Source organism: Arthrobacter sp. E70 (assembly GCF_058266945.1).
Genome location: NZ_JBYQFR010000005.1, coordinates 35,690 through 58,754 on the forward strand (window position 1 = coordinate 35,690; position 23,065 = coordinate 58,754).

Sequence of the window (23,065 nt, forward strand, 5' to 3'; positions counted from 1 at the left end):
CAGCAGCCGATGGCATCGGAACGCCCCTGCTGCTGGTGCGAACTAATGCCTACCGTAGCGGTTGGCTGTGACTTTTACGTTTCCGGGCTCCAGAGTTACTAAGCATGCTGACCTTACCCCACGTTTCGGGTATAGTTTCGGCGATTCCGCTGGCGGCGATCGGGCCGCCGGCGGCTTTCTCGGACGCCGCCGTTCCGGCACGCCCGTGCAGGGCCGCTCCCAGCGCGGCAAGCGCAGCCCAGCGGTCGTCGTCGTCGATGCCCAAGGCCCGGAAAGGTTCGACGTCGTGCCCCGCCTGGGCGAGCAGCGCACCGATGACGCCTGCCAGCACATCCCCGCTGCCGGCCGTGGCGAGCCAGGGGGTGCCGTCCGCCTGGCTGAAGGTGGTGCCCCAGGGCGCGGCCACGAGCGTGGTGGCGCCCTTGAGCAGGACAGTGGCGCCGGTGCGTTCGGCCGCATGGCGGACAGCGGCGAGCGTGCCTGCTTCCACTGCTTCCCGGTCCTCCCCGTGGCCCAGGCGCTGGAACAGCGAGGCGAGCTCGCCGGCGTGCGGGGTCAGCACCACGTGCGGGGCGAGCATTGCCGGCAGTGCGGGCAGCGCTCCGGCGTCGGCCACAACCGGAAGCTCCGACACGATTGCTTCCCGTGCGCGGGCCAGTTGTTCGTGGTCCCGTGGCCCCATGCCCGAGCCCACCAGCCAGGCCTGCACGCGGTTTTCGGCCACGGTTCCGGTACTGCAGACCACCTCGGGGCAGGCCTGGCGCACCAGGTCCGCCACGGATGGCGGCCCGAGGTACCGGACCATGCCCACTCCTGCGGCCAGCGCGCCCCGGCAGGCAAGGACTGCGGCGCCAGGGTAGTCCTCGGAACCGGCCACCACCCCCAGCACCCCGCGCGAGTACTTATGGGCACGCCGGGCGGGGTGCGGCAGGAGGCCGGCCAGTTCCTCGTCGCCAAGCCGGCGCAGCGACGGCGGGGGCAGCTGCTCCTCGATCCCGATCGGCACCACGAGCACCCGGCCTGCATGGTCTGCCCCGGGGTCGGCCAGGAGGCCGGCCTTGGCGCCCCCGAAGGTGACCGTCAGGTCCGCGGCAAGGACCGGGGCGGCAACCTCGCCGGTATCGGCGTCCACCCCGCTGGGAAGGTCGCACGCCACCACGAGGCCGCGGTTGTTGCCGCCGGTAATGGCGCGGACCAGGTCCGCGGCAATTCCACGGAGCCCGCCCTTCGCTCCGGTGCCAAGGATGGCATCGATGACGACGTCGGCCTGGCCGGCTTCGGCTGCCAGTCCCGGAAGTGCCGCTTCGGTGAGCCGGTGCACCCGGCCGCCGGCTCGCTCAAATGCTGCCAGGCCCTCTGGATGGGCCGAATCCCCGGTGAGGACCGCCGTCGTACGCATTCCACGGGCGGCGAGGAAAGCAGCGGCATAGAGGCCGTCGCCGCCGTTGTTGCCCTTGCCCACCAGCACCACGACGCCGGCACCATTCAGGCGGCCGCCGCGGGCTTTGAGTTCATGGACGACGGCGTTGGCCAGGCCGTGCGCGGCCCGCTGCATGAGGACGTCCCCGAGTCCGGCGGCCAGGAGGGGTCCCTCGGCTGCGCGGACCTGCGTTCCGGTGTAGGCGCTGATCATGGTGTTGGCTCCTGCAGCCCCGGCCGGGTCAGCCCTCGGCCAGGACCGTGGCGGTGGCGATGCCGCCGTCGTGGCTGATGGACAGGTGCCAGCGCTTGACGCCCTTGGCCTCCGCGACCGCAAGCACCGTTCCCTTGACCTGGACGGTGGGGCCGTTCTGGTCCAGGCCGATCCAGCAGTCCTGCCAGTTCATCCCCGCGGGTGCGCCCAGCACCTTGGCCACGGCTTCCTTTGCGGCGAACCGTGCGGCCAGGGACCGGGTATTCAGTTCCCGCTCGGCGGGAACGAACAAACGGTCCCGCAGCCCCGGGGTCCGCTCAAGCTGGCGGCCGAACCGCTCGATGTCTACAACGTCTACGCCAATGCCAACGATCATGCGGCTTATTCTACGGTGGTGCCTCCGGGCGAAAGCCGCCGCGCGCCGGTGGCTGCTGGTGTCCGCCATCAGCGCAAAAGCTGGACTTAAACGCGAAAACCCCGGGCCGTTGGGCCCGGGGTTTGCGTCTTACAGCGATTACTCGACGGTGACGCTCTTGGCGAGGTTGCGCGGCTGGTCCACGTCGTAGCCCTTGGCCGCGGCGAGCTCGGCGGCGAAGATCTGCAGCGGCACGGTGGTCAGCAGCGGCATCAGCAGGGTGGGCGTCTCGGGGACGTAGAAGACCTGCTCGGCGTAGGCCTTGACCGCTTCGTCGCCTTCCTCGGCGATGACCAGGGTCCGGGCGCCGCGGGCGCGGACTTCCTGGATGTTGGAGACCACCTTGGAGTGCAGCGAATCGCGGCCGCGCGGGGACGGGACCACCACGAACACCGGCTGGCCCTCGTCGATCAGGGCGATCGGGCCGTGCTTGAGCTCGCCGGCGGCGAAGCCTTCGGCGTGGATGTACGCGATTTCCTTGAGCTTCAGCGCGCCCTCCAGCGCCACCGGGTAGCCCACGTGCCGGCCGAGGAACAGTACGGACTTCTCGTCTGCCATGCTCCGGGCGAGTTCGCGCAGCGGGCCGGCGTTGTCCAGGATGGTCTGGATCTTCGCCGGGATCTTGTTCAGGTCCGCCAGGACGTCCTTGATCTGCCCGGAGAAGATGTTCCCGCGCAGCTGCGCCAGGTACAGGCCCAGCAGGTACGCGGCGGTGATCTGGGCCAGGAACGCCTTGGTGGAGGCGACGGCGATTTCCGGGCCGGCGTGCGTGTACAGCACGGCGTCGGATTCACGGGGGATGGTGGAGCCGTTGGTGTTGCAGATCGAGATGGTCTTGGCCCCCTGCTCGCGGGCATACCGGACGGCCATCAGGGTGTCCATGGTCTCACCGGACTGGCTGATGGACACCACCAGGGTGTTCTCGTTCAGGATCGGGTCCCGGTAGCGGAACTCGTGTGCCAGCTCCACCTCCGTGGGGATCCGGCACCAGTTCTCGATGGCGTACTTGGCCACCGTGCCGGCGTACGCAGCGGTGCCGCAGGCCAGGACGATGATCTTGTCGACCTTCTTCAGCAGCTCGGGATCGATCCGCAGCTCATCCAGGGTCAGCTTGCCCTTGATGTCCGAGCGGCCCAGCAGGGTCTGCGCCACGGCGTCGGGCTGGTCGTGGATTTCCTTCTCCATGAACGAGGAGAAGCCGCCCTTCTCAGCAGAGGCAGGGTCCCAGTCCACGTGGTATTCCTTGCCGGAGGCCGGGTTGCCGTAGAAATCGGTGATGTCCACCGAATCCGCGGTGATCGTGACGATCTGGTCCTGGCCCAGTTCCACCGCGCGGCGGGTGTAGTCGATGAAGCCGGACACGTCCGAGCCCAGGAAGTTCTCGCCGTCGCCCAGGCCGACCACCAGGGGCGAGTTGCGGCGCGCGGCAACGACGACGTCGGGCTGGTCGGCGTGCACGGCCAGGAGCGTGAAGGCGCCCTCGAGGCGCTGGCAGGCCAGTTCCATGGCGCGGGTCAGGCCGCCGTTGGAGGTGTCGCCGCCGAGCTTGTTCCGGAAGATGTCGCCCAGCAGTGCCGCGGCGACCTCGGTGTCCGTTTCGGAGAGGAAGGTGACGCCCTTTTCCAGCAGCTCAAGCTTGAGCTCGGCGAAGTTCTCGATGATGCCGTTGTGGATCACGGCGAGCTTGCCGCCGTCGGACAGGTGCGGGTGCGCGTTGCGGTCCGTCGGGCCGCCGTGCGTGGCCCAGCGGGTGTGCCCGATCCCGGTGGTGGCTGCCGGCAGCGGCCGGGCTTCCAGCTCGGCCACCAGGTTGGTCAGCTTCCCGGACTTCTTCCGCGATTCGATGGTCCCTTCGGACACCACCGCCACACCGGCGGAATCGTACCCGCGGTACTCCAGGCGGCGCAGCCCCTCAAGGACAACATCCAAAGCACTGTGACCCTTAATTGCACCGTCAGACGAACGGCCTACGTATCCCACGATTCCACACATAGGCACAAGACTATCGGGAGCGTGCCTGTTGCTACTAAACGGGCACGTCAGCGCCGCGCGTGTTCATGGGCCGGGCGCGGCATGTTCGCCACCCGGGCCGCCGCGCTGAACAGGAGCGTCATTTCGTGATGGCGCGGGCGCGGGGCAGAATCTTTAGCGTGACTTCGCAACGCAACGAAGCGAACGGGGAGGGTGCCTCGCCGTTCGTGGAGCTGGACCGGCAAACCTGGTCCCGGCTCGCAGCCCAGATGGAACAGCCCCTTAATGAAGAGGACGTGCTGCGCCTTCGCGGCCTTGGCGACCCCTTGGATATCAACGAGGTCCGGGACGTATACCTGCCGCTGTCCCGGCTGCTGCACCTGTATGTCGAGGCCGCCGGCCAGCTGCATGCGGCCACCACCACGTTCCTGGGCGAGCAGACCCAGCGCACCCCGTTCGTCATCGGCGTTGCCGGCTCCGTTGCGGTGGGCAAGTCCACCATCGCCCGCGTGCTGCGGGAGATGCTGCGCCGCTGGCCCGGCACGCCCAACGTGGAATTGATTACGACCGACGGCTTCCTCTATCCCCTGGCGGAGCTCAAGCGCCGGCAGCTGCTGGACCGGAAAGGTTTCCCCGAGTCCTACGACCGGCGGGCGCTGCTGCGCTTCGTCAGCGAGATCAAGAGCGGCGCGGAGGAGGTCCGGGCGCCCTGGTACTCGCACGTCACGTATGACATTGTCCCCGGCAAGGAAGTGGTGGTCCGCCGCCCGGACGTCCTGATTGTGGAGGGCCTGAACGTGCTGGCGCCGGCCCGGCCCCGGCATGACGGGCGGCAGGGCCTGGCGCTGAGCGACTTCTTCGATTTCTCCATCTACGTGGACGCCAAGACCTCCTATATCGAGGAGTGGTACGTAGACCGGTTCCGGAAGCTGCGGAGCACGGCGTTCGCCCAGCCCGAGTCCTACTTCCACCGCTATGCCACGCTCTCGGATGACGAGGCGGAGAGCACCGCACGGGACATCTGGAAGCGGATCAACGAACCCAACCTGGAGGAGAACGTCCTGCCGACGCGGGGCCGCGCGCAGCTGGTGCTCACCAAGGAGGCGGACCACTCGATCCGCCGCATGCTCCTGCGGAAGGTGTAGCACAGGTGTGCCACGACTGCGGTTCCCCGAACCGCCGCAGCTTCGCCCGCTTCCTCGCAGCCGGCGCCGGGCTGACTGTCCTGTCAGCGTGCACGCCGGAGGCACCCGTGGCGGTGCCGTCGTCGTCCACTGCTCCTTCCCCTGCCACCCCTTCCCCCGCCGCCGGAGCAGCTTCGCCGGGCACGACGCCGGACGCCGCCACCGTGGGCCAGTCACCGGAGGTGCCGTCCCCGGCGGCGTCGCCCTCGGCAGCGTTGGCGCGGCAGTTTTCACTGACCGACCCGGCGAGCCAGTGGGTCATCGTGAACAAGCACCGGCCGTTGGCACCGGCGGACTATGCGCCGGCCGACTTGGTGCGTCCCGCCGTCGCAATCTCCGCTTCGGGCGAGGCGGCGCTGCTGAACACCACGACGGCGGCAGCGGCGGAGGCGATGTTCGCGGCTGCCGCACGGGACGGTGTGGCGATGGTCCTGGCCAGCGGCTACCGCTCGTACGGAACGCAGGTGACCACGTACAACGGGTATGTGGCGGCACGGGGACAGGCCGACGCCGACACGGCCAGCGCGCGGCCGGGGCACTCGGAGCACCAGACGGGGTGGGCGTTCGACATCGGGGACGGGGGCGGCGCGTGCAGCTTCCAGCCGTGCTTCGCGGACCAGCCCGCGGCCGTGTGGGTGAAGGCGAACGCGTACCGGTTCGGGTTCGTGGTGCGGTACCCGTGGATGCTGCACCCCGTCACGGGGTATTACTACGAGCCGTGGCACCTGCGGTACGTGGGCGTGGACGCGGCCACGGACATGGTGAACCGGGGCATCGGCACGCTGGAGGAGTACTTCGGCCTGGAGGCGGCGCCCGCGTACCTGTAATGCCGTGCGCTAGGTTGGTTTCCATGCTTAATGGATTCAAAAACTTCATCATGAAGGGCAACGTCATCGACCTCGCCGTCGCTGTGGTCATGGGTACCGCGTTCGGGGCGGTCGTCACGGCGCTGGTGAACAAGGTGCTGATGCCGTTCGTTGCAGGGTTGGTCGGTTCGCCGAACTTCGACAGCTTCGCCAAGGTGGACCTGAACGGCAACGCCATCGAGTTCGGAGTGCTGCTCACCGCCATCGTGAACTTCCTGCTGATCGCCACCGCCATCTACTTTGTGGTGGTGATGCCGATGAACCTCATGATCGAGCGCCGCAACCGCCGGCTGGGGATCAACAAGGACGTGAAGGAAGTGTCCGCCGAGGACCCGCAGATCGCGCTGCTGACCGAGATCCGGGATGCGCTGAAGAGCCGCACCCCATAGGTTTTTGCACAGAGGTGTGGCCCGCTTCCCCTTGGGGAGGCGGGCCACTTTTGTTGGTCTGGCTTGTGTGCCTAGCTTGAGGCGAGCTCCAGCGCGAGTTCAGTGCGGACCACCTGGGCAAGGTGCTCGGCGATGGACTGGGCGGTCTCTTCGTCCGCGGCTTCCACCATGACGCGGACCACGGGCTCGGTGCCGGAGGGGCGGAGCAGGACGCGGCCCGTCTCCCCGAGGGCCGCTTCGGCTGCGGCGACAGCCTGGGCCAGGACGTCGTTGCTGCCCACCCGGGCGCGGTCCACGCCCTTGACGTTGATGAGGACCTGCGGGAGCTTGGTCATCACGGTGGCCAGTTCCTTGAGCGGCTGTCCGGTGAGGGCCACTTGGGCGGCGAGCTGCAGGCCGGTGAGCACGCCGTCGCCGGTGGTGGCGTAGTCGGAGAAGATCACGTGGCCGGACTGTTCGCCGCCCAGGTTGTAGCCGCCGTCGCGCATTTCCTCGAGGACGTACCGGTCCCCCACCGCCGTTTCGCGGATGCTGATGCCGGCCTGGCGGAGGGCGATCTTGAGGCCGAGGTTGCTCATGACGGTGGCGACCAGGACGTCGTCCCGAAGCTTGCCGGACTTCTGGAGTGCGATGGCGAGGATGGCCATGATCTGGTCGCCGTCCACTTCGTTGCCTTCGTGGTCCACGGCGAGGCAGCGGTCGGCGTCGCCGTCGTGGGCGATGCCCAGGTTGGCCTGGTACTTGACCACGGCTTCCTTGAGGGGGCCCAGGTGGGTGGAGCCGACGCCGTCGTTGATGTTGTGGCCGTCGGGGTCGGCGCCGATGACGACGACGTCCGCGCCGGCGTCCTTGAAGACCTGGGGGGAGCAGCCGCTGGCGGCGCCGTTGGCGCAGTCCAGGACCACCTTGAGGCCTTCGAGGTTGTGCGGGAGCGTGCGCAGGAGGTGCACGATGTAGCGGTCCTCGGCGTCGGAAAAGCGCTGGATACGGCCGACGTCGGCGCCGACGGGGCGGGCGGCCTCCTTGGACATCTGGGCCTCGATGGCGTCTTCCACGTCGTCGGGGAGCTTCTGGCCGCCGCGGGCGAAGAACTTGATGCCGTTGTCCGGTGCCGGGTTGTGGGAGGCGGAGATCATGACGCCGAAATCGGCGTCCAGGTCCGCGACCAGGTAGGCCGCCGCGGGGGTGGGCAGGACGCCGGCGTCGTAGACGTCGATGCCTGAGCTGGAGAGGCCGGCTTCCACAGCGGCGGCGATGAATTCACCGCTGGCGCGCGGGTCGCGGGCCACCACGGCGCGGGGCCGCGAGCCGTTGGAGTTGCGGTCGTGGCCGAGCACGACGGCGGCCGCCTGGGCCAGCTGCATGGCCAGCTCCGCAGTCAGCAGACCGTTCGCAAGCCCCCGGACACCATCAGTTCCAAATAATCTAGACACCGGTCAAGTCTAGAGGATGGGTTCGGGGGCAACGGGAAACCCTCGCCTCCCAGGGCATGCATTGTCGATCGTCAACCTGATCAAGAGGCGCCACCAGTACTATCCCAGGCTTCGGGCGAAGGATCTCCCGGCCGCTTAATTCCTGGATGGCTCCTTGTTTTGGATGCGGCTTTCCCGGCCCTGACTCCAGAGACGTGGACGCCAGCTTGTCTTGTCCACCAGATCACCTACGGTTGACGCCAATCGAAGACTGGGTCGCTCTACCAAGGCGCTGAAAGCCACGGCCAAGGCGAAAGAAAGCGGTACGGCGATGAGCCCGACTACAACGGGCTCATCAGAATGTGTCACAAGGGCGACGGACACAACCACAGGTTCGTGAGTCAAGTAAAGGCTAAAGGACAGTTTGCCCAGCCATTGGAGAGCTGGAGCACTCCCAATCGTACTGGTCCCCTTCGACCCGACGAACATGAACAGAAGAAGTACTCCGCCGACTGCAGACAGTGCATTGGCTGCAGGAATGCCAGGCAGAATCCAGCGCGACAACAAGAAGATGAGTGTGACGGTGAGAAGCCCACACCACGTGCTGGAACGGAACTTTGCCGCCCACGCGCTGAGAACCTCCAGATGCGATGCCATGAGAACGCCAAGTCCAAACATGGGGAGGAATACCAGTACGTCCTGTTCCAGGATGTCTCCTATGCCGATTGTCATGAGAAGGCCCGCCATGCGCAGCAACCAGGTTTGCCTCAATCGACAGGCACCAATGCAAAACATCGGGAGCAACAATGAGAACAGAACTTCCCACCTCAGAGACCAGAGAGGTGAGTTCAAGCTACTTGCGCCGAAAAGCAGAGCTCCATCAATGAAGGCATTTGTGGGTTCTTGATGCTTATTGACCCAAGAACTTAGGCCAGGGTCTGCGATCCTGGGAGCAATCCAGACAGTAATGACAGCGAGACCGAGCGACGCCCACACGGGCGGGAAGATTCGAGCTAATCGCTTGCAGTAATAAGCCGGCCAACTCTGAGGACGGCCTCGCAGCCGTGGCAGCGTGAGGACGAAACCGGACAGGATAAAAAACACAAAGACCGCCTCTTGGCCTGCCCAGAAAAGGTGAAGGGGCGAAAAGACGGTCCACCATGTCCACGGTTCGAATGTGCCGCGTCCGTTGCTGTCCACCGCTTCCGCCAACTCCGGGGAGACCAGGCAACAGTGATGAATCAGGACCACGCATGCGGCGATGCCCCTCAACCCATCGAGGGCTTGGTACCGCGCCACGTCTATCCCTTGCATGTGTCAAAGGTATGTAGCCGGCCCGGTCCTGCGCCTCAGTGGCAACTACCTGATTTCGCCGTTGCACCTCCCACCCGGCCCACAACCTAATCTCTATCCGGGCTTTTCAGGCGGAACGGTGATTGGAGCTCCCTTTTGGAGCAAGAAGGCTCCCAACCGGCTACTTGGTCTTCCATCGCGATTACCTGCCTCAGCGAGAGTGCGGGACTTCCTGGCTACTTGGATCACGGTCCGGGTACCTGTCTTTACCTCAAACCCTCGCCGTGCCTATTTCGCGAACCCTACGATCCATGCATGACACCTAGCTATGGGGGCTTGGCGCTCGAAATTGTGGTACCGGTCTTCAATGAGGAAGCGGTACTCGAAAGCAGCATCACAAGGCTCGCCGAATATCTGACGAATGAAATGACGTCGACGTGGAAAATCACCATCGCCGACAATGCAAGCACCGACCGGACTCCGGTGATTGCCGCCCGCCTCAGCGAGCACATGCCGAACGTGGAGTATCGGCGCCTTGAGATCAAGGGACGGGGCTACGCGCTGAGGGATGCGTGGAGCGCTTCAGACGCAAAAGTCCTCGCCTACCTGGATGTGGATCTGTCTACTGATCTTGCGGCCCTTCCGCCTCTAGTGGCCCCATTGCTGTCCGGGCATTCCGACATCTCGATAGGCACACGTCTAGGCCAGAGTTCGCGGGTCAGCCGGGGCCCCAAACGTGAATTCATTTCGAGGTCCTACAACTTCCTGCTTCAGCGCACGATGCAGGTGCGGTTTTCTGACGCTCAGTGCGGTTTTAAGGCGATACGAGCGGACGTCGCACGTCGGCTACTGCCTCACGTGGAAGACAACGGCTGGTTTTTTGACACTGAATTGCTGATAATCGCGGAGCGCTCGGGTTTACGCATTCATGAGATTCCAGTCGACTGGATAGACGACCCCGACAGTCGCGTCGACATCAAGCAGACCGCTCTTGACGACTTGCGCGGAATGGTGCGAGTGGCCGGAACTTTGATTAAGGGTGGCGTTCCCGTCCAGGCGATCTACGCAGAACTCGGCCGGCGGCCCATCGTCCCTCTGGGTCGTCCCAGTTTCTTCGGTCAGGTGCTCCGATTCGGGCTGGTGGGCGTCGCTTCGACACTGGCTTTCGCACTGCTGTACCTCATCATGCAGGGACCCTTTGGTTCCCAGGAAGCCAACTTTCTTGCACTCCTTCTCACGGCTGTTGTGAATACGGCTGCAAACCGCAGGTTTACATTTGGCATTAGTGGTCCTGACAAGCTATTCACTCAACAGTTCCAAGGATTCCTGGTGTTCCTGGTCGCTTGGAGCATCACATCTTCATCATTGTTGGTGCTGCACTGGGTGCAGCCTGATGCTGCCCCCAAAGTTGAACTCCTAGTTCTGACCGCAGCAAACATTCTTGCGACACTGCTACGATTCGTGCTTCTTCGGCTTTGGGTCTTCCGAGTCCGGCTGACCCCAGACAGGATGACCGGCATCGCCATGGCGCATGCCGGAAGGGCTGGCAAGTGAAACTCGCAGAAGGGCACCACGGCGCACCGGCCCGTAGTGGCGAGACTCCTCCTTACCAGTCTTTGGAGAGATTGGCCCTTGGCGGCCTGATGCTCGCGGCAGGACTCGCCTACGTTTGGGCCGTAGACAGAAATGGCTGGGCCAACGCCTATTATTCCGCCGCAGTCCAAGCAGGGCAGCACAACCTCGAAGCTTTTCTTTTCGCATCAGCCGACTGGGGTAACTTCATCACTGTCGACAAGCCTCCGCTGAGCCTTTGGGTGATGGGAATTTCTGTCCGGTTCTTCGGTCTCAACTCATGGTCGATAATGGTTCCCCAGGCGCTGATGACACTTGCCAGCACCTTGGTGGTGTTTCGGCTTGTGAGGCGCTGTTTTTCCTTTTCCAGCGCCTTGCTGGCAGCGACGGCGTATGCCTTCGCCCCCATCACTGTTCTCATGGCTCGGTACAACAACCCAGACCCACTGATGGTTCTCTTGATGGTCACGGCGCTTTACGCAGGCATTCGCGCGACCGAAACCGGCAAAGTGAAATATCTGCTCCTGGCAACTCTCCTTTTGATCTTGGGTTTCTTGACCAAGCAGCTCCAGGCCTTCCTCGTGCTTCCCGCCATTGCCGCGGCGTATTCGCTCTATGCACCAATGTCCTGGCCCAGGCGTTTGATCACTATGGGCGTTTCAGGCATCGGCCTGGGCCTTGGTTCGCTGGCTTGGCCACTTTTCGTAGATTCGAGACCCCCTTTGAACCGCCCCTACATCGGAGGCTCGACGACAAACAGCATGCTTGAGCTCACCCTGGGCTATAACGGACTTGATCGCGTCATGCAGCATGGTGACGCGCCAACTACCGCTCTGATACCAATCGAGTTCCGAAGCGTGGAATCTGATGCTGGTCTATTCCGCCTATTCAATTCGAACTACGGCCAAGAAGTAGGTTGGCTCCTGCTTCCAGCTTTGCTCTCCTGCCTGGGTGCGTTTGTTCTTCTTGCAAAGGGCATCTATTCAATACGGCAATCAATTCTGGTTTGCGCATCGGGGACATGGACTATTACGACCTATGTGGTCCTCAGCTTCATGGGGAACAATTTTCACTCCTATTACACAGCTTCTCTTGCGCTTCCCATGGCACTCAGCCTCGGCCTGGGTGCCGACCTCATTAGAAGGTCAGCAAAGACAAACGCTGGGCGCATCAGCCTTGCCCTCGCTGTGGTAGCAAGCATGGTGTTTGCGCGTGGGATGTGGCAATTGAGCAGCGCCTACCCGGACTGGCTGGCAACCACCGTTCTACTCCTGGGAGTTTCCGCAGCAGTGGTCATGGCCGTTCCGGCTCCTCGACCGTGGATACCGCGGCTTGCCGGCGCACTTGCCGTCAGTGCCCTCTTAGCAGGGCCCCTCTTCTGCTCGGCGTTAACTCTGCAGTCACCCCAGGAAGGGTCCAATCCCATGTCGGGCGGGCTAACCAACAACCCAAATACGCTGAGCCGGTTTCTTCAAGGGGTCAAACAACGGGACCCCGCGTGGGCAACAGGCATAGCGATCGGTATGAAGCCAACACCCGGAATGGTCGACTTGATTCGGCAGGCACCAGAAAGTTGCACATGGGCTGCTGCCACATATCCCGGTCAAACGGCTGCTCAATTTCAACTCGCCACGGGACGTCCCGTCATGTCGGTCGGCGGATTCGCTGGAGTGGACCCGGCACCGACTCTCGAGCGATTTCAGGCGGCCGTATCAGCGGGCCACGTTTGCTACGTAATCGAACAGCATGAACAACTCAAGGTACCCGGTAACAGCCCCGAACTCATCGCGATACACGATTGGGTCAGCGCAAACTTCAAAGCGGAGCAAATCGATGGCAATAACGTCTATCCCGTCAAAACCGACTGAACCAAGTACAGGAAAAGTAGGTGCGCTTAGCCGTCAACTTTGGAGTAGATACTGGCCCGAATTGGTCCTTGGGGTCGCTTCAGGTTTGGTTTACTTTGGCAATCTCACTATAAATGGCTGGGGAAATCCCTATTATGCTTCTGCGGCGCAAGTAGGTGCTGAGAGCCTCCAAGGCCTGCTTTACGGCTCGGCAGATGCAGGTAATGGACTATCAGTCGACAAGCCGCCAGCACATCTGTGGATCATCGCTTTATCTATCCGAATTTTTGGCCTTAGCTCTTTTGCCGTTCTGGCACCCCAAGCATTAATGGGAGTAGCAACAGTCCTCGTCGTTTACCGAACTTCGCTTCACTGGTCCAGCCGGCGGCAAGCGTTTATCGCCGGATTATTTGTCGTGCTCATTCCCGTAACGTCCATGATTTTTCGCTTCAATAATCCGGATGCTTTGCTTCTCTTCCTTTGGTCCTTGACTGTCTTGTTTGCTGTCAGGGCTCTGGTAAGGCACCAGATGAGGTACATCTACGTCGCCGCATTCATCCTGGGTCTTGCCTTCCTTTGCAAGCAGTTTCAGAGTTGGATCCTGGTGCCCGCTCTGGTGCTTGCAGTCCTGGCCTTCGGGGATGGCCGAATTCGCACAAGGCTCTGTCATCTGGTGATCGCCGCTGTGGTCATGCTCACCCCGCCTTCCTTATGGATAGCACTGATTGAGCTCACCCCACCATCGCAGAGACCCTGGATAGGTGGAACATCCACAAACAGCTTTCTTGACCTCACTTTTGGCTACAACGGCCTTGGCCGGTTGACTGGCAAGACGGACCTCGGCGCCGTTAATCCAAAGGACTTTTCAGGAGTAGTGGGGTATGACGCCAGTCCGGTCCGGCTTTTCACCATCAACTACGCTCCAGAGGTGGCATGGCTGCTACCCATGGCCTTCGTCGGTGCCGCAATATTGGTCATCCGACTCTGGCGTCGCAGGCTGTCCCGCCAAGAGGCTTACGCTGCGTCACTGCTGGTCGTCTGGTTCCTGACCACCTTTGTTGTACTTAGCTTTATGACCGGTGACATCCATCCGTACTACACGTCGATGCTTGCCCTGCCGATGGCCTCGATGGCTGCCGCCGCCTTCGAAACGTTCTGGGTGAACCGCCACAGGAAGCCCTATCTGCGCGGGGCGGCGGTGCTTACTCTCTTCTGCGCAGTCCTAACATCGGGTATCCTCACCTGGTTTCAGGACTGGAACCCTTGCGCAGCTGTGGGAATGAAAGTTGGAGCACTCGCTTCGGCGGCTGCCCTACTACTTCCCCACGCAACCAAACGACCGCGAGCTGTTTCAACGTCGCTCCTGGTCGCAGCGACGGCTCTGCTGATCGTGCCAGCCCTGTTCATCATGGAGTCCATTTCAACTCCCCAACAAGGATCATTTCCGATTTCCGGACCTGTTCCGACCACTGAAAGCTGGCACAAACGCGACGCCCAACAATTACGCCTAGGCGAGAAGGACAAGTACGCACTCTCGCGGGGAGAGCCCGTGGTTGCCGAAATTGCCGCATATATTGAGGGCACACCTTCTAGCACGCGTTGGGCGGCTGCTACTGCGGGAAGCGAGAATGCCGCCCTGTATCAACTCGCCACGAAGCGGCCCGTGATGTCCATTGGTGGCTTCTCAGCATTGGACCCTTACCCGTCATTAGACTCCTTCAAGGACTATGTACGCGCAGGAGCGGTGCACTACTACATTCACCAGCCAGGAATCCTAAGCTGGTCTGCTGGTCCAAACACACTAGCGGTAGTCGCGTGGATCCAAGACCGCTATCCCTACCAGGAATTTTCCGGCGTTCGCGTTTACGATCTAACGCAGCAACTACCGGGCTGAAATGGCAGAAGCCCGCCCCACCAAACGGCGGGACGGGCTTCTGGGCAAGCGGATTTAGCGCTTGGAGTACTGCTGAGCCTTGCGGGCCTTCTTGAGACCGGCCTTCTTACGCTCGATGACACGGGCGTCGCGGGACAGGTAGCCGGCCTTCTTCAGGGTCGGGCGGTTGTTCTCGACGTCGATCTCGTTCAGGGAACGGGCGATGCCGAGGCGCAGGGCGCCGGCCTGGCCGGAGATGCCACCGCCGTGGATGCGGGCGATGACGTCGTAGGCGCCCTCGAGATCGAGGATCTTGAAGGGCTCGTTGACGTCCTGCTGGTGCAGCTTGTTCGGGAAGTAGTTCGCCAGCTCGCGGCCGTTGATGGTCCACTTGCCGGTGCCGGGCACAACGCGGACGCGTGCAACAGCTTCCTTGCGGCGGCCAACAGCTGCGCCGGCAACCGTCAGGGCCGGGCGTTCCTTCTTGGGAGCAGCTTCAGCAGCGGAGCTCTCAGAGGTGTAGCTGGTCAGGTTTTCCTCGGCCTCGGGGGCCTCGGTGGTCAGTTCTTCGTTCTGAGCCACGATTCTCCTTGTATTAAGTAAGTTGTTTGGTGGCCAGGACTACTGGGCGACCTGGGTGATTTCGAAAGTCTTGGGCTGCTGTGCGGCGTGCGGGTGCTCGGCACCGCGGTACACCTTCAGCTTGCCGAGCTGCTGGGCAGCCAGGGAGTTCTTGGGGAGCATGCCCTTGATGGCCTTCTCAACGGCGCGGACCGGGTTGGATTCCAGCAGTTCCGCGTAGTTGACGGAGGTCAGGCCGCCCGGGTAGCCGGAGTGGCGGTATGCGCGCTTCTGCTCCAGCTTGGCGCCGGTCAGGGCTACCTTTTCAGCGTTGATGATGATGACGAAGTCGCCCATGTCCATGTGGGATGCATAGGTGGCCTTGTGCTTGCCGCGCAGCAGGATTGCGGTCTGGCTTGCAAGACGGCCAAGGACAACGTCGGTGGCGTCAATGACGTGCCACTGGCGGTTGATATCGCCGGGCTTCGGGGTGTACGTACGCACGGTGTTTGCCTCGTTCTTGTTCTGGCGTTCTTGTTTAGGTGTCACTAGCTCGTGCACCTACTGTCTGCGCGCTACCGGAACAGAGGTGAGGGCTCCATGTAACCAGTCATCCTGAAGTTCCGAATGTGCACGTTGAGTAGTTATCCTGCAACCGGATTCTCAAGCGGGCACGCACCATCGGAATAGGACACGCACAACGACTACCAAGATTAGCGCGTCCGGGGGTTCAGGGTCAAAATGGGGTAGCCGGACGCCGCCTGAGCGCCTGCCGGCCTGACGGACGCAGGGGGTCTCGGTGTTTTTGGTTGCTAATGACGGCCTGAACGGATGGTTGCTGGTCATGGGTGTCGCCCTTGCGGGTGCCGCACTCTCCCCCGTAGCCGAGGTCCTCATCGCCAAACGGCTCCCGCGGCTCGGTGGGCCGCCCGCCCTCCCCGCAAGGATGACGACGGCGGCACTCACGGGTGTCGCGTGCGGGGCCTTTGCCGTACGGCTCGGTTTTACCTCCAGCCTGCCGGCATTCTTATTCCTTGCCATCCTTGGGGTCCAGCTCGCAAGGGTCGACGTTGCACTGCACTTGTTGCCCAACCCGCTTGTTTTACTGCTCCTCGCTGGCGGCTTATTACTCCTTTCGCTCCCCGCACTCTCCGGTCAGCCCCCTGAGGGTACGCTCCGGGCCCTGCTGGGAGCCGTCATTCTGTTTGCCGGCTACCTCGTTTTGGGGCTGATTTCACCCGGAGGCATCGGGATGGGCGACGTAAAGCTCGCCGCGCCCGTGGGCCTCTACCTCGGGTACCTAGGCTGGGGCCAACTCCTCTACGGCGGCCTCCTCGGTTTCATCTCGAACGGGATACTCACAGTGCTCATCGTCAGCAAGAAGGGCCGAAAAAACGCGACGGAAGTGGCACACGGCCCCTCTATGCTCGGCGCCGTGGCTGCCATCGCACTTTTCACTGCATAGTTGACAAAGCAGGAAAGCCAGTCTCGCGCCAGCTTCTCCGCAACGACCCTCCAAGTAGCCAGCCGGGTACCCGGCCCGCCTTCTGAGTACTACGCCCACTTTTCGAGTACGTACTTTTGCCCATGCCCAAAAAAGTCGAGTACCACTACGCATTGTTGCCATATCCCCCCGAATGACAATCTCTTCTTAGCGAAGTCCAGCCGCTAAAGATTTATGGGGGCAGCTGGAAATTCGTTGAAATTCAATAATCCATTTCACCGAATTAAAGGAAACTAAAATGACTTCTCTCATGGTCTCAATGACTGCTTTCATCGCCGGCATCAAGGAACGCTTCGAATCCGAAAAGGGAGCCACGGCAACCGAATATTCGCTGCTGGTCGGACTCATCGCCCTGGTGATTGTCGCAGGAGTGACGCTGTTTGGCGGAAACCTGAACACCTTCTTCAACGGCCTCGCCGGCAAGGTTGGCGCCTGGTAGAAGCGAAGGTCGAACAGGAAGGATAGGCAGATGCTCGAGTTCAAAGGGACACTTCAGCAGTTGGCAGCAACTGTTCGAGCAATCTTCTCCAATGAAAAGGGTGCCACGGCAACGGAGTATTCGCTCCTGGTAGGACTCATCGCCTTGGTCATTGTCGCCGGCGTGACCCTTTTCGGCACAAACCTGAACACCTTCTTTGACAGCCTCGGCACAACAGTCGGCGGCTGGTAGGTAAACCAGACACCGGTGTGCCGCGCCTTATCAGCGCGGCACACCGCACTTAAAGCCCACGCTGCAACCGCCCAGGGGGACCCGTTGAAACGCAGCCCAAAAAAACGGAAACACGATGAGCGAGGCGCAGTTGCCGTGGAATTCGCACTCGTCGCCCCGATCCTGATCGCCCTGATCATCGCGATCGTCGAGTTCTCCAACGCATACAACATCCAGGTTTCCGTTACCCAGGCTTCCCGGGAGGCCGCACGGACTATGGCCATTACCAAGGACGCCACGAAGGCAACTGCAGCCGGCAAAGCCGGCGCACCTTCAATCAACTCTTCTCTGCTCAACTTCGACTACTCGGCCGCAACCTGCCCCGCGGCGACGCCAACCTCGACCGCTGTCGTGACCGTCACGTACAGCGGCTCGTCGTTGACAGGATTCTTCGGATCCACACTCACAGTTACAGGCAAAGGAGCCATGCAATGTGGCGGCTAAACAAGAAGGCAAAAGTCGCGGATGGTGAACGTGGCGCCGCAGGCGTAACCGTGGCGGTGATGATGCTCGTACTCATCGGGGCTGGCGCCATGGCCGTTGACGTCGGCCAAATCTACGCTGAGCGCTCGCAGCTGCAAAACGGGGCGGACGCCGGGGCCTTGGCCGTGGCCAGGAGTTGCGAACAGGGCTCCTGCGCGCCAGCGTTGGCCAACGGCTTGGCAAATTCGAACTCCAACGACGCAGCCAGCAACGCCACCGTAGATTTGTCCGTCCCAGGTCAGGTGACGGTTACGACCTCAACCAAGAACGGTTCGTCCAGTTTCCTGACCAACCTTTTTGCGAATGCCATAAACGCTGGCCCGGTCACTGTGGGAGCACAGGCAACGGCAGGTCACGGTTTCCCTGGCAGTGGTTCTGGCTTTCCTCTAGCTCTGTCGGACAACTGCTTCAACCTGACGTCAGCAAGCCCCACCGCTGATTTGCAGAAGATCTCGTACAAGCCAGGTGCCACGTGCACGGGCCCCTCCGGAACCGAGATTCCTGGGGGCTGGGGTTGGCTCGATGAATCATCACCGTGTGTGGCGACCACTCAAGTTGGCACTAACGGTATGGCCTCGGATCCAGGCAATAACCCTCCCAATGGGTGTTCGACGATCCTTGCCGGGTGGCAAAACACGATCCTTGGGGGCGGCGAGGTCAAAGCACAATTCCCGGTCTTCGACACCGCCACTGGCACAGGCAACACCGGGAGTTTCAACATCATCGGCTACGGGACTTTCAAGATCTGGGGCTGGAAGTTCGGGAACAACCACGAATACGAGTTTCGCAACACTGCAACTGACCCGGGCATGACAAGTGCTCTCGCCTGCAGTGGAGGGCAGGACCGTTGCATCATCGGCCAGTTTGTTGAATACGTCGCTATCGGGTCCGGAAGCCTGGTCCCCGGCGGTGTGGACCTGGGCACTTCGGAAGTCCGACTTATCAAGTAGTTCCAACAAAGGGGAAGCAGAAAATGAAAGCACGCCTACTGGGAGGCATTGCCGCACTGGTTGTCGCAGTCATAGGCACCGTCCTTCTGTTCAATTACGTTCAGGGCGCAGACCGCCGCGCTCTTGCCAACACGGAAACGCAGGACGTCCTGGTGGTCAAACAGGAGGTACCGGCTGGTACGCCGGCAAGCCAACTGTCGCAGTACGTCACTACAAAGCCTGTGCCGAGAACCGCTGTTGCGGCCGATGGCGTGCAGGACCTCAGCGCCATGGGCTCGATGGTCACATCAGTGGCACTCGTTCCCGGCGAACAACTCCTCAGCAGCCGCCTGGTGGACGCAAATGCTTATCTCGGCCCATCCCGGGTGGCAGTGCCTTCTGGCCTTCAGGAAGTCACAGTCCGGTTGGGAATCGAGCGGGTGGTGGGCGGCAAGATTCAGGCCGGTGACACCGTGGGCATCTTCATCTCGATGGCGGATTCTGCTGGTGGCGGCAATGGGACGCAGATGACGTTCCACAAGGTCCTGGTGACGGCCGTTCAGTTCAGCTCAGGAGCTCCAGCCCAGACTCAGGCTCAAACCACCCAGGCGAGCTCAACGGGTTCTTTGAATGCCGACAAGAGTGCACAGACGTCCAGTGATTCGTACCTAATCACCTTCGCACGCGACGCTGTCGACACCGAGAAACTGGTCTACGCGGCAGAGTTCGGAAAGATCTATCTCTCGAAAGAGCCGGCTGATGCCACTGAGGGCACCAGCGGTGTGGTCAATCAGACAAAGGTATTCAAATGAGTCGCTTCATTTTGATTTCCCCGTCCCTGGACTACGAGCGGAAGGTCCGGGCATCGGTGGCCCCGCTCAGCGGATCACTGCAGTTCTTCCAGGCCGCCTACCTGCCCGAGTCCCCGGATGACATCCTCCGGCAGCAGGCCGGAGAACCGCCCGAGGTACTGATTTTGGGTCCGGGCTTGCCGCAGGAAGAAGCACTCAAGTTCGCGGCCGTCATGGATCTCCAATACCCCGAAATCAGCATCGTGCTGGCGGCCGACGACGACGGCGAACTCGCCTTGAACGCCATGCGATCCGGCATTCGTGATCTCATTCCGCCGTCCGCCGACATGGATCAAGTCCGGGCCTTGGTGGAACGGGCGAGCTTGGCCTCTGCAGGTCGTCGACGCGGGCTGGGTCCCAACACTGCTGAGCGTCCAACTGCGGAAGGTGGACGTGTGGTTGCGGTCATGTCGCCGAAGGGCGGGGTTGGAAAAACAACGATCGCGAGTAACTTGGCCATCGGTTTGGGGCAGATTGCACCGATGAGTGTTGTGGTGGTGGACCTGGATCTCCAGTTTGGGGACATCGCCAGCGGCCTCATGCTCGAGCCCGATTTCACTATTACTGACGCCGTGGTGGGAGCCGCAAGTCAGGATGCCATGGTCCTCAAGACCTACCTGTCTCTCCATCCTGGCAACATTTACGTGCTGTGCGCCCCTCGCAACCCCATCGACATGGACAGGATCACAGGGGAACACGTCAGCCATCTTCTTCGTCAACTCCGGGCTGAATTCCAATATGTAGTCGTGGATACAGCTCCAGGCCTCGGAGAACACGTGTTGGCCACCCTCGAACAGGCCACCGATGCCGTGTGGGTGTGTGGAATGGACATACCAAGCATCCGCGGCCTCAGGACCGGCTTTCAGATCCTGTCGGAACTCGATCTCCTCCCCGATAACAGACACGTTGTCCTCAACATGGCAGACCGCAAGACCGGCCTCACCGTTCAGGACGTGGAAGCCACCATCGGTGCTCCCGTCGACATCGTGCTTTCCCGTTCCCGAACCGTTCCGTTTTCGACAAACAAGGGCGTGCCCCTCCTTCAGGACGGAAGCCGCGATTCCGTTGCCAAGGGCCTTCGGCACTTGGTCGAGCGTTTCAAACCAAATTGGGAAGCTCCCCGCAAGAAGCTCCACCGAAGGGCGGTAGTGCAATGACACTCTCAAACCGATTTGCCAGGCTGCGCTCCGATGGAAGCAGCACTCCCGATGTAAGCGTCGAGGCTCCGCCCGCGCCGCAGGCCCCAGCAGCTACCCTGAGCGCATTACAGCAGGCACAGGCAGCTGAGCAGTCCCAGGCCTCGACGCAAATCCAACTCACCGAGGGGGGCGCGAGTGAAGCACTGGCAGGGCTTAAAGAAAGGGCTAGCCAAGCCTTGTACGAGCGGCTTGGGTCAAGGATTACCGATTCGTCCCTTGACGAGTCCGAGCTTCATCGGTTCGTCAAGGATGAACTGCGCGCCGTCGTCGATGAAGAGCAGGTTCCTCTCTCCCAAGGGGAACGCCAGCGACTAACCCGCGAAATCATAGATGACGTGCTGGGACATGGCCCCATGCAGCGCTACCTCGATGATCCCAGCGTCACAGAAATCATGGTGAACCGAGCGGACCAGATTTACGTGGAGCGCAACGGACAACTGTTTCTCACTGACACCAAATTCACCAGCGAAGATGCCCTGCGGCGAGTGATTGAGCGCATCGTCACCAGGATCGGGCGGCGCATCGACGAATCATCTCCTTTGGTCGATGCCAGGCTTCCCGACGGGTCCCGCGTCAATGCCATCATCCCGCCCTTGGCAGTCAACGGGGCATCGCTGACAATTCGAAAGTTCTCGCGAGAAGCATTGACGGTTGAGAAGCTCATTAGTTTTGGAAGCCTGTCCCCCGAGATGGCGGAGTTGCTGAGGGCATGCGTGTTGGCCCGGATGAACATCATCGTTTCCGGCGGAACGGGCACCGGCAAGACGACGATGCTGAACGTCTTGTCCTCCTTCATCCCAGCCTCCGACCGGATCGTCACTATTGAGGACGCCGTGGAGCTGCAGCTTCAGCAGGACCACGTCGTCAGGTTGGAAAGCCGGCCAGCGAACATTGAAGGAAAAGGCGAGGTCTCAATTCGCGACCTGGTCCGCAACTCTTTGCGTATGAGGCCGGACCGAATTGTTGTAGGCGAAGTCCGTGGCGGCGAGTCTCTGGACATGCTTCAAGCGATGAACACCGGTCATGACGGTTCGATCTCGACTGTCCATGCGAATTCCCCTCGAGACGCTGTCGCGCGTTTGGAAACCCTCGTGCTGATGGCCGGGATGGACCTCCCTCTGCGGGCCATTCGCGAACAGATTGCCTCCGCAGTGAACTTGATCGTACACATCTCCCGGCTTCGGGACGGATCTCGGCGGGTCACGCATGTTACGGAGGTGCAGGGAATGGAAGGGGACATCGTCACGCTTCAGGACGCCTTCGTGTTCGACTATTCTGCCGGCATCGATGCCAATGGGCGCTTCCTGGGGAAGCCAATTCCCACAGGCGTCCGGCCGCGGTTCACCGACAGATTCGAGGAACTCGGGATCAGGATTTCCCCTGCCGTGTTCGGTGCCCATGCAGTCAGGGGCCGGTAATGGAGGTATCTGAGTCCTCAGTCGCACCGCTGGCCCTCGGGGTGCTGCTGATTCTGACAGCGATTACCCTGCTCTTCACAGTGGTTCTCAAGTCCACACACGTGATTCCAGTCGAGAGGCGTCGACCGGACGTCCCATCGGCTGCTTCCAAGCTCACCCTCCTCACCGATTCCGCTGTGGGTGCGATCAACAAGAGACTCAAAGGGAAGAATGACTTTCTCATCAACCGGGAACGGCTCGAGCGTGCCGGGCTGAAGGCGCAGCCAGCAGACTTTCTCCTCATGATGGGAGCAGGTGCTCTGGCAGGCGGAGTTTTGGGGTTTTTGCTGGGCGGCCTTTTCTTCGCAATCCTGGCGATTGTGGCGGTTCCAGCGGGCATGCTGGCCTACCTCACCGTGTTAACTTCAAGGCGCAAAAGCAAGTTCGACGAACAGCTACCGGACACGCTCCAGATGCTGACCGGGAGCATGCGGGCGGGTCACAGCCTTCTCCGTGCCATTGATGCCTCGGCAAAGGAGTCGGAGGCTCCGATGTCCGAAGAGCTGAGCCGCATTGTCAATGAGACCAGGATCGGCCGGGATCTCGGCGAGTCCATGATGGATGTTTCCGCACGCACAGGCAGTGAGGATTTCTCCTGGATCTCACAGGCGATAGAGATCCACCGCGAGGTTGGTGGAGACCTTGCCGAGGTACTGGACCATGTTGGCGAGACCATCCGGGACCGGAACCAGATCCGGCGCCAAGTAAAAGCCTTGAGCGCTGAAGGCAAAATGTCTGCCGCGGTTCTCATGGGCCTTCCCGTAGTCCTCTTCTTCGCATTGATCTTCATCAACCCTCAATACTCGAAGACGTTCACGAGCACAGTGCCCGGTTATCTAATGCTGGGAGTCGCTGCAGTCATGCTCACTGCCGGCGGTGTCTGGCTCAGCCGCCTGATCAAACCCAAGTACTAGGAG

22 protein-coding genes are annotated in these 23,065 nt (G+C 61.8%); 15 read left to right on the forward strand and 7 right to left on the reverse strand.

The features are described 5' to 3' along the window. Nucleotides 1-49: 49 nt before the first annotated feature. From AC3IMC_RS07380 to glmS, 3 genes are all read right to left on the reverse strand, one after another. The gene (locus AC3IMC_RS07380) at nt 50-1,633 is read right to left on the reverse strand and encodes an NAD(P)H-hydrate dehydratase (RefSeq protein ID WP_490917743.1); all 1,584 of its coding nucleotides are present in this window, start codon (nt 1,631-1,633) and stop codon (nt 50-52) included. Nucleotides 1,634-1,661: 28 nt separating this feature from the next. Further along, a complete protein-coding gene (locus AC3IMC_RS07385; RefSeq protein ID WP_018760400.1) occupies nt 1,662-2,009 on the reverse strand; it encodes a holo-ACP synthase in 348 nt (115 codons plus the stop codon). Between the two features lie 138 nt (nt 2,010-2,147). After that, complete coding sequence (gene glmS / locus AC3IMC_RS07390; RefSeq protein ID WP_490917744.1) at nt 2,148-4,040, reverse strand: glutamine--fructose-6-phosphate transaminase (isomerizing); 1,893 nt, start codon at nt 4,038-4,040, stop codon at nt 2,148-2,150. A 128-nt stretch (nt 4,041-4,168) separates the two neighbouring features. On the opposite strand from glmS, the gene coaA reads away from it, so the two are divergent. Genes coaA through mscL form a run of 3 tightly spaced genes read left to right on the forward strand, consistent with a single transcriptional unit; the run spans nt 4,169 to nt 6,458 of the window. Further along, complete coding sequence (gene coaA, locus AC3IMC_RS07395; protein WP_454482728.1) at nt 4,169-5,164, forward strand: type I pantothenate kinase; 996 nt, start codon at nt 4,169-4,171, stop codon at nt 5,162-5,164. Between the two features lie 5 nt (nt 5,165-5,169). Continuing rightward, complete coding sequence (locus AC3IMC_RS07400) at nt 5,170-6,030, forward strand: M15 family metallopeptidase (protein ID WP_490917745.1); 861 nt, start codon at nt 5,170-5,172, stop codon at nt 6,028-6,030. A 23-nt stretch (nt 6,031-6,053) separates the two neighbouring features. Beyond that, nucleotides 6,054-6,458, forward strand: coding sequence for a large conductance mechanosensitive channel protein MscL (gene mscL / locus AC3IMC_RS07405; protein ID WP_490917746.1), 405 nt, complete (start codon nt 6,054-6,056; stop codon nt 6,456-6,458). A gap of 71 nt (nt 6,459-6,529) precedes the next feature. Here the strand turns inward: mscL and glmM are convergent, their stop codons facing one another. Together glmM and AC3IMC_RS07415 are read right to left on the reverse strand one after the other, a co-directional pair. Then, nucleotides 6,530-7,891, reverse strand: coding sequence for a phosphoglucosamine mutase (gene glmM / locus AC3IMC_RS07410; protein WP_490917747.1), 1,362 nt, complete (start codon nt 7,889-7,891; stop codon nt 6,530-6,532). 135 nt (nt 7,892-8,026) lie between these two features. Then, nucleotides 8,027-9,184 (reverse strand): acyltransferase family protein, encoded by a 1,158-nt coding sequence (locus tag AC3IMC_RS07415; RefSeq protein ID WP_490917748.1) that lies wholly within the window; start codon nt 9,182-9,184, stop codon nt 8,027-8,029. A 294-nt stretch (nt 9,185-9,478) separates the two neighbouring features. Here AC3IMC_RS07415 and AC3IMC_RS07420 point away from each other — a divergent pair, with 294 nt between their 5' ends. The 3 genes from AC3IMC_RS07420 to AC3IMC_RS07430 are packed head-to-tail and all read left to right on the forward strand — an operon-like array spanning nt 9,479 to nt 14,476. Then, nucleotides 9,479-10,717, forward strand: a complete 1,239-nt coding sequence (locus AC3IMC_RS07420; protein ID WP_490917749.1) for a bifunctional glycosyltransferase family 2/GtrA family protein — start codon at nt 9,479-9,481, stop codon at nt 10,715-10,717. Then, nucleotides 10,714-12,603 (forward strand): ArnT family glycosyltransferase, encoded by a 1,890-nt coding sequence (locus AC3IMC_RS07425; protein WP_490917750.1) that lies wholly within the window; start codon nt 10,714-10,716, stop codon nt 12,601-12,603. Before AC3IMC_RS07420 ends, AC3IMC_RS07425 begins: the two co-directional genes overlap by 4 nt. Continuing rightward, nucleotides 12,569-14,476, forward strand: coding sequence for a glycosyltransferase family 39 protein (locus AC3IMC_RS07430; protein WP_490917751.1), 1,908 nt, complete (start codon nt 12,569-12,571; stop codon nt 14,474-14,476). The genes AC3IMC_RS07425 and AC3IMC_RS07430 overlap by 35 nt, the downstream gene beginning before the upstream one ends. A gap of 54 nt (nt 14,477-14,530) precedes the next feature. On the opposite strand, the gene rpsI is transcribed toward AC3IMC_RS07430, so the two are convergent. Both rpsI and rplM read right to left on the reverse strand, forming a co-directional pair. Then, nucleotides 14,531-15,037: a 30S ribosomal protein S9 gene (gene rpsI, locus AC3IMC_RS07435; protein ID WP_141942595.1), complete on the reverse strand. Its 507-nt coding sequence runs from the start codon at nt 15,035-15,037 to the stop codon at nt 14,531-14,533. Between the two features lie 39 nt (nt 15,038-15,076). Then, nucleotides 15,077-15,520 carry a 50S ribosomal protein L13 gene (gene rplM, locus AC3IMC_RS07440; RefSeq protein ID WP_009358699.1) on the reverse strand — a complete coding sequence of 148 codons (444 nt, stop codon included), beginning with the start codon at nt 15,518-15,520 and terminating at the stop codon, nt 15,077-15,079. Between the two features lie 340 nt (nt 15,521-15,860). Here rplM and AC3IMC_RS07445 point away from each other — a divergent pair, with 340 nt between their 5' ends. The 9 genes from AC3IMC_RS07445 to AC3IMC_RS07485 all read left to right on the forward strand — a co-directional run bounded on the left by AC3IMC_RS07445 (nt 15,861) and on the right by AC3IMC_RS07485 (nt 23,062). Next, entirely contained in the window at nt 15,861-16,481 is a 621-nt protein-coding gene (locus AC3IMC_RS07445; protein WP_490917752.1) for a prepilin peptidase, read from the forward strand. 277 nt (nt 16,482-16,758) lie between these two features. Next, a complete protein-coding gene (locus AC3IMC_RS07450) occupies nt 16,759-16,959 on the forward strand; it encodes a Flp family type IVb pilin (RefSeq protein WP_490917753.1) in 201 nt (66 codons plus the stop codon). 30 nt (nt 16,960-16,989) lie between these two features. After that, the gene (locus AC3IMC_RS07455; protein WP_490917754.1) at nt 16,990-17,190 is read left to right on the forward strand and encodes a Flp family type IVb pilin; all 201 of its coding nucleotides are present in this window, start codon (nt 16,990-16,992) and stop codon (nt 17,188-17,190) included. A gap of 135 nt (nt 17,191-17,325) precedes the next feature. Beyond that, nucleotides 17,326-17,673: a TadE family protein gene (locus tag AC3IMC_RS07460; protein WP_490917755.1), complete on the forward strand. Its 348-nt coding sequence runs from the start codon at nt 17,326-17,328 to the stop codon at nt 17,671-17,673. After that, nucleotides 17,661-18,662, forward strand: coding sequence for a pilus assembly protein TadG-related protein (locus tag AC3IMC_RS07465; RefSeq protein ID WP_490917756.1), 1,002 nt, complete (start codon nt 17,661-17,663; stop codon nt 18,660-18,662). The genes AC3IMC_RS07460 and AC3IMC_RS07465 overlap by 13 nt, the downstream gene beginning before the upstream one ends. 23 nt (nt 18,663-18,685) lie before the next feature. Next, nucleotides 18,686-19,453: a Flp pilus assembly protein CpaB gene (gene cpaB, locus AC3IMC_RS07470; protein ID WP_490917757.1), complete on the forward strand. Its 768-nt coding sequence runs from the start codon at nt 18,686-18,688 to the stop codon at nt 19,451-19,453. Then, the gene (locus tag AC3IMC_RS07475) at nt 19,450-20,649 is read left to right on the forward strand and encodes a CpaE/TadZ family protein (protein WP_490917758.1); all 1,200 of its coding nucleotides are present in this window, start codon (nt 19,450-19,452) and stop codon (nt 20,647-20,649) included. Before cpaB ends, AC3IMC_RS07475 begins: the two co-directional genes overlap by 4 nt. Beyond that, nucleotides 20,646-22,109 (forward strand): TadA family conjugal transfer-associated ATPase, encoded by a 1,464-nt coding sequence (locus AC3IMC_RS07480; protein ID WP_490917760.1) that lies wholly within the window; start codon nt 20,646-20,648, stop codon nt 22,107-22,109. Before AC3IMC_RS07475 ends, AC3IMC_RS07480 begins: the two co-directional genes overlap by 4 nt. Then, nucleotides 22,109-23,062 (forward strand): type II secretion system F family protein, encoded by a 954-nt coding sequence (locus AC3IMC_RS07485; RefSeq protein WP_490917762.1) that lies wholly within the window; start codon nt 22,109-22,111, stop codon nt 23,060-23,062. Before AC3IMC_RS07480 ends, AC3IMC_RS07485 begins: the two co-directional genes overlap by 1 nt. The last annotated feature ends 3 nt before the right edge of the window (nt 23,063-23,065 follow it).